5 protein-coding genes are annotated in these 6,437 nt (G+C 68.8%); 4 read left to right on the top strand and 1 reads right to left on the bottom strand.

The genetic code is table 11. From position 1 onward, the window contains the following. A partial coding sequence (locus tag ACTH43_RS09485; RefSeq protein WP_441444662.1) for a TetR/AcrR family transcriptional regulator occupies positions 1–640 on the bottom strand: 640 nt, incomplete at its 3' end. 50 nt (positions 641–690) lie between these two features. Between ACTH43_RS09485 and ACTH43_RS09480 the strand changes: the two genes are divergently transcribed. The 4 genes from ACTH43_RS09480 (at position 691) to ACTH43_RS09465 (ending at position 6,363) form a co-directional block, all read left to right on the top strand. Next, positions 691–1,866 (top strand): glycoside hydrolase family 5 protein, encoded by a 1,176-nt coding sequence (locus ACTH43_RS09480; RefSeq protein WP_441444661.1) that lies wholly within the window; start codon positions 691–693, stop codon positions 1,864–1,866. Next, positions 1,863–2,879 (top strand): ABC transporter permease, encoded by a 1,017-nt coding sequence (locus tag ACTH43_RS09475; protein WP_441444660.1) that lies wholly within the window; start codon positions 1,863–1,865, stop codon positions 2,877–2,879. The genes ACTH43_RS09480 and ACTH43_RS09475 overlap by 4 nt, the downstream gene beginning before the upstream one ends. Beyond that, positions 2,879–3,826, top strand: coding sequence for a carbohydrate ABC transporter permease (locus ACTH43_RS09470; protein ID WP_441444659.1), 948 nt, complete (start codon positions 2,879–2,881; stop codon positions 3,824–3,826). The genes ACTH43_RS09475 and ACTH43_RS09470 overlap by 1 nt, the downstream gene beginning before the upstream one ends. A 134-nt stretch (positions 3,827–3,960) precedes the next feature. Beyond that, entirely contained in the window at positions 3,961–6,363 is a 2,403-nt protein-coding gene (locus ACTH43_RS09465; protein ID WP_441444658.1) for a glycoside hydrolase family 3 protein, read from the top strand. Positions 6,364–6,437 lie beyond the last annotated feature (74 nt).

Genomic DNA, 6,437 nt, shown 5'->3' with positions numbered 1-6,437 from the left:
CGTCGGCTGCGGAGCCGTTCCTGAGATCGGCCAGCAGGGCCCGGATCGCACGCCGGGTCACCGCGGCCATGTCCACGGAATCGGGGTCGAGCAGGAACTGGTACTGAACGCCGTCCATCACGGCCACGATCGCCGCCGACGCCTCCAGCACGTCGGCCTCGGTGATCGCCGGGTCCGCAAGAGCGGCCAGGATCGCGTCCCGCACCAGGAGGCGCAGCCCCGAGAGCCGATCCCGGAAGTAGGACTGCGCGGGGTGATCCTCGGTGATCGATTCACCGAGGAGCACCGCGTACAACTGGGTCAGCCCGCGGTTGTCGGCATTGGCGGCAGCGGTGTCACCGAGGTGGTCCAGCGCCGCTTGGCCGCCGGTGTCGAAGGACGTGGTCCCGACGTCGCGGGAGACGTCGTCTCGGTAGTCGATCAGCTCCGTGAGCAAGGACTCCTTGTTCCGGAAATGGTGCAGGAGGCTCGGGGCGGAGATGCCGACGTCCTCTGCGATCGCGGCGAGCGTCGCCCCCGCAAAGCCACGGCTGCCGATCGTGCGGGCCGCGGATTCGAGAATCTCCTTGCGGCGCAGCGCAGAACGGCGGGCGCGAGGGCCCAGGGCCGGGGCGGTCGAATCCGTGGGGGTGCTGGGCATGCTCGGCACCTTAGCGCCTCGATCCAGCAGTCAAGAACAGGAGACCTGCGATGACGCAGAGGACGTACTACCGACGCGAGGGACAGCGCATCCTCGCCCCCGAGGGCGCACTGCCCTTCCAACGCGGCATGGGCCTCGGCGGCTGGCTGCTGCCCGAGGGGTACATGTGGGACCTCGACGGACCGGTCGATTCCCCGCGCCGTATGGAGCAGCTCGTCACCGAGTTGATCGGGCCCGCAGCAGCCGCAGAGTTCTGGAGTGAGTATCGGGCCCGGTTCATCACGGCGGTGGATATCGCCCAGATCGCGGCAGCCGGGTTCGACCATGTGCGGCTGCCGCTGAACGCCCGAGTGATCTTCGATGGTCACGATCTGCTCGAGGACGGCATCGCCCATGTGGACCGCACGATCACGTGGTGCCGCGAGGCGGGGATCAGCTGCGTGCTCGATCTCCACGGTGCCCCGGGCGGCCAGACCGGAGAGAACATCGACGATTCCCCGCGCCGTCTGCCGGAGCTCTTCACCGATCCGGTCGCCTATCAGCAGGGGCTGCGCCTGTGGCAGCTGCTGGCACAGCGCTATGCGGCGGAGACGACCGTCAGCGCCTACGACCTGCTCAACGAGCCCCTGCCGGAGAAGCACGAAGCCCTCGTGCCCCGGCTCGCCGACTTCTACCGGGACGCCATCGCGGTGATCCGCAGCGAGGACCCCCACCACCTGCTCTCGATCGAGGGCTGGCACTGGGCGACCCGCTTCGAGGGGCTCGGTCAGGTGGAGGACGAGAACTCGTGCCTCCACTTCCACAAATACTGGTCGGACCCGACCACTCAGAGCATCCAGGCGTATCTCGATCTCCGCGAGCAGCTCGGGCTGCCGCTGTGGATGGGCGAGAGCGGTGAGAACGAGGACGAGTGGTACACCGCCGCATTCGGCCTGTTCGAGCAGCACGACATCCCCTGGACCTTCTGGACCTGGAAGAAGGTCGATCGCGGCACCTCGCCGCGGATCATCAGCCCGCCCGAGAGGTGGGAGGAGATCATCCGCTTCGCCGTTGGGCGGGGCCCCGCGCCCGAACGTGCCCAGGCGATCTTCGATCAGCTCCTCGAGAACCTGCCGACCTCCCGGTGCGCCGCACGTGGCGCAGCCCTCGACGCCCTCCCGGGGATCACCAGCACTCCGCCCATGACCCACGCCCCCGGCGTGCTCCAGGAAGGACAGAGCCGATGAGCATCGGAGCTCGGGACGTCGAGTCCTCCGCGATCGCGCAGGCGGTCGCGAGCGTGCCCGACGAGAGTCCCACGAATCCGGATCCCGCTTCGGGATCACCCCGCCCCCGTACGCGGTCCCGGTGGCGACGGATGAAGCGTGAATGGCAGATGTACGTGTTCATCGTGCCCGGCGTGCTGTTCTTCCTGCTGTTTGCCTACGTGCCACTGGCCGGCAACGTGGTCGCTTTCCAGGACTACTCCGCCTTCCGCGGCGTCTTCGACTCGCAGTGGGTGGGGCTGCAGAACTTCGCTGCCCTGTTCACGGACGATGAGGTGCTGCGAGCGGTCGGCAACACGCTCATCATCTCGTTCCTGCAGATCGCCTTCGCCTTCCCTGCCCCGATCATCCTGGCCCTGTTCCTGAACTCCCTGCTGGGGGACGGGATCAAACGGATCATCCAGACGGTCGTCTACCTGCCGCATTTCATATCCTGGGTGATCGTCATCGCGATCTGGCAGAAGATCCTCGGCGGCGCCGGGCCCATTGCCCAGCTCTTCGAGGCGATCGGGATCCACGGCGTCAACATCATGACGAATCCGGAGACTTTCAAGATCCTCGTGGTCAGCCAGGTGATCTGGAAGGACATCGGCTGGGGCACGATCATCTTCTTCGCCGCCATCGCCGCGATCCCCACCGAGCTCTACGAATCCGCCGCGACCGACGGCGCCGGCTCCTGGCGCCGCATGTGGCACATCACCCTGCCCGGCATGGTCCCGGTCATCTCCCTGCTGCTCATCCTCACCGTAGGCAACGTGCTGACCGTGGGCTTCGAACAGCTGCTGCTGCAGCAGCCCGCCGTCGGCGCCAATGCCGCACAGGTGCTGGACACCTTCGTCTACTTCCGCGGTGTCGCGGGTGGGGACTGGGGTCTCTCGGCGGCTGCCGGAATGCTCAAGGGCGTCATCGCCACCCTGCTCGTCATCTTCGCGAACCGCATCGCGAAGCGCCTCGGAACCGGAGGGATCTTCTGATGGCCGTCATCGACCGGATCGCCCAGCCCGCCCCGCCCCGTCGGCCCCGCAGCAGCGGCCGACGCAAGCCCACCGGACGCCCGCCCTGGATGGGGGCGCCCTCGCCGACGATGCAGGCGCTGAAGGTGGCTGCGATCGTCATGATCGGCGTGGTGATGCTGTACCCGTTCCTGTACGTCATCATGTTCTCCTTCGCGGACGCCGGCTCTGTGACCTCGGGCCAGCTGATCCCCACCTCCTTCTCCATCGCCGCCTACGAGTCGATCTTCGCCGGCGGAGTGGTCACCCGGTCCCTGCTGGTGACGGCGGGTGTCACGATCACCGGCACCCTGCTGTCGCTGTTCTTCACCGCGACGCTGGCCTACGGGCTCACCCGCACCCGGGACGTCCCCTTCGCCAAGGGCGCGATGGTGCTCGTGCTGTGCACCATGTTCTTCGGGGCCGGGATCATCCCGAACTACCTGCTGATCAAGCAGCTCGGCCTGCTGGACAGCTACTGGGCGCTGATCCTGCCGGGGCTGATCAGCGCGTTCAACATGATCGTGATGCGGAACTTCTTCATGGAACTCCCGCAGGAGCTGCTGGAATCCGCGCGCATCGACGGCGCCAGCGAGTTCCGGATCTTCGCCTCGATCGTGCTGCCGCTGAGCAAGGCGGTGCTCGCGGTGATCGCCCTGTTCTACGCCGTGGGGTACTGGAACTCGTTCTTCAACGCGCTGCTGTACATAAACGACACCACCAAGTGGCCGATCCAGCTGGTGCTGAACCAGTACGTTGTGCAGGGCAATGCGCTCTCGGACCTCCAGGCCCCGGACCGCCCCGCCCCGCCCGCGCAGACGGTGCAGATGGCGATCGTGGTGGTCGCGACCCTGCCGATCCTCGTCGTCTACCCCTTCGCGCAGCGCTTCTTCACCAAGGGCGTGCTGACCGGCGCGATCAAGGGTTGAGCCTTCCCACTGCCGCTCCTGCCGCTCCTGCCGCCCGCCGCTCCGCCTGCCCGCTCCGTCTCTCCGCCGCGGCGGGAAGGCGTCCCCTGACGTGGCACCCGCCGGTGCCGTTCCGAACGAAAGTGGTGTCCTCGATGACCCATGCCCTGCTGTCCCAGTCCACCACCTCGGTTCTCGATGAGGATCGCCGGGTGGATCCTGAGTTCGTCCGTCACAACCGGGCACTGGCCGCGCGTGGCACCGTGCTGCTGCGCAATGACGGCACACTCCCGCTGGAGCAGGGTGCCGAGGTGGCCCTGTTCGGCCGCACCCAGAAGGACTGGATCGCGGTGGGCTACGGCTCCGGCGGCGACGTGAACGCCCCGTACGTGACGAACCTGGTGGACTCGCTGCGGGAGGGCGGGGTCGTGCAGGTCGATGAGAAGCTGGCCTCCGGCTACGAGGCGTGGTCCGCGGAGTATCCCGCGGATCCCGGCCAGGCGTGGGGGCAGTGGCCGCGACACTTCCCCGAGCCGCAGCTCGAGGAGGCCGCCGTGCGGGAGGCGGCGCAGCGCAGCAGCACCGCCGTGGTGGTGATCGGCCGCGCCGCCGGTGAGGATCGCGACAACGTGCTGGAGCCCGGCGCCTACTACCTCACCGACGCCGAGAAGCAGCTGCTGTCGCAGGTCACGAGTGCCTTCGAGAAGACGGTCGTGCTGATCGACACCGGCAACGTCATCGACTTCTCCTGGCTCGAGGACTACCCGCTCGCCGCGGTGCTGCTGGCCTGGTCCGGCGGCATGGAAGGTGGCCGAGCGGTCGCTGATGTGCTGACCGGCGTGGTCGAGCCCGGGGGCCGCCTCACCGACACCATCGCCCGACGGTACGAGGACTACCCCAGCGCCGGGCACTTCGGGGACCCCGAGGTCACGGAGTACGTCGAGGACGTCTTCGTCGGCTACCGCTACTTCGAGACCTTCGCCCCCGAGCAGGTGCTGTTCCCGTTCGGCTACGGCCTCGGCTACACCACCTTCGACTTCGACCCGGCGGGGGTCTCCCTCGACGGCGGGATCGTCGCCGTCCCCACCACGGTCACCAACACCGGGCAGCGCACAGGGTCCGAGGTGGTCCAGGTCTATGTGCAGGCTCCGGACGGCATCCTCTCCACCCCGGCGCGCTCCCTGGCCGCCTTCGCCCGCACCGCCGAGCTGGAGCCCGGTCGCAGCCAGCAGCTCCCGCTCAGCTTCCCGCTGGATGAGCTGGCGAGCTTCGACGACTCCGGGGCCACCGGCCACCGCAGCGCCTGGGTGCTGGAAGCAGGGGAGTACCGGGTGTTCGTCGGCCCCGACGTGCGCCGAGCGGAGCCTGCGGGGTCGCTCCTCCTCGGCGAGCAACGGGTGGTGCGGCAGCTGGAGGAGGTCGCCGCGGTCCGGCCCGAGCACGTCTTCGAGCGGATGGTGCGGCGCCGCGGGGAGGACGGCAGCGCCCAGGTGGCCTGGGAGCCGGTGCCCACGGCGACCGTCGACCTCGCACAACGGATCCTGGACCGGCTGCCGCCGGTGCTGGAGCCGGTGGACGATCCCGGCGCCCACTTCAAGGACCTCGCCGCCGGCCTCCTCACCCTTGAGGAGTTCGTAGCGCGGCTCTCCCCCGAGGAGCTGGCGAGCCTCGCCTACGGGGACATCGTCATGGACAGCCCGCTCGGGGTGCCCGGGAATGCGGGAGCGCTCGGCGGGGTCACCGAGACCCTCCGCGCCCGGGGGATCCCGTCGGTGACCACCACGGACGGTCCTTCCGGGCTACGGCTCGCCGCCTTCGCCGCGCTGCTGCCGTGCGGGACGGCGCTCGCCTCCTCCTGGGACCCGCAGGCAGTGCGCGAGCTCGCGGCCCTCCACGGCCAGGAGATGCTGCGCAAGGGCTCGGACATGGTCCTCTCGCCCGGGATGAACATCCACCGCGACCCGCTGTGCGGCCGCAACTTCGAGTACTTCTCCGAGGATCCGGTGCTGACCGGCGCGATGGGGGCCGCCATCGTGGCGGGGGTGCAGTCCCAGGGCGTCTCCGCCTGCCCGAAGCACTTCGCCGCCAACAACCAGGAGACCCAGCGCAACGTCAACGACTCCCGCGTCTCCGAACGGGCGCTGCGGGAGATCTACCTGCGCGCCTTCGAGATCGTGGTGCGTGACGCCGCGCCGCAGAACCTCATGACCTCGTACAACCGCATCAACGGGGTGTGGGGCCACTACCACTACGACCTCGTCACCACCGTGCTCCGCGGCGAATGGGGTTACGAGGGCAACGTCATCAGCGACTGGTGGATGCGCAGCGCGCAGGACCCGCTCTTCCCTGCCCTGCGCGACAGCGCCTACCGGGTGCGTGCCCAGGTCGACGTGCTGATGCCCGGCTCCGAGGTCCACTTCGGCACCACGCGGGAGGACGCGATCATCGACTCCTACGAGGCGCCCGACGGGATCACGCTGGGGGAGATGCAGCGCACCGCGAGCAATGTGCTGCGCTACCTGCTGCGCAGCGGCGTCACGGAGCGCCGCCGGCGGTGAATCCCGTGGCGCCAGCCCGTTTCGGGACGGATCGCTGTGCGGCTGTCAGGCGTCCCCGGGCAGGGGGAGGCTAG

The sequence above is a fragment of the Brachybacterium sp. genome, assembly GCF_052095815.1.
In the GTDB taxonomy this organism is placed as follows: Bacteria; Actinomycetota; Actinomycetes; order Actinomycetales; family Dermabacteraceae; genus Brachybacterium.
Note: the sequence above shows the minus strand (reverse complement) of the source record. Positions and strands in the feature narration are given on the sequence as shown.

Coding starts and splice junctions, on each gene's coding strand:
- ACTH43_RS09480 (WP_441444661.1), top strand. CDS start 691: ATGACGCAGAGGACGTACTACCGACGCGAGGGACAGCGCATCCTCGCC.
- ACTH43_RS09475 (WP_441444660.1), top strand. CDS start 1,863: ATGAGCATCGGAGCTCGGGACGTCGAGTCCTCCGCGATCGCGCAGGCG.
- ACTH43_RS09470 (WP_441444659.1), top strand. CDS start 2,879: ATGGCCGTCATCGACCGGATCGCCCAGCCCGCCCCGCCCCGTCGGCCC.
- ACTH43_RS09465 (WP_441444658.1), top strand. CDS start 3,961: ATGACCCATGCCCTGCTGTCCCAGTCCACCACCTCGGTTCTCGATGAG.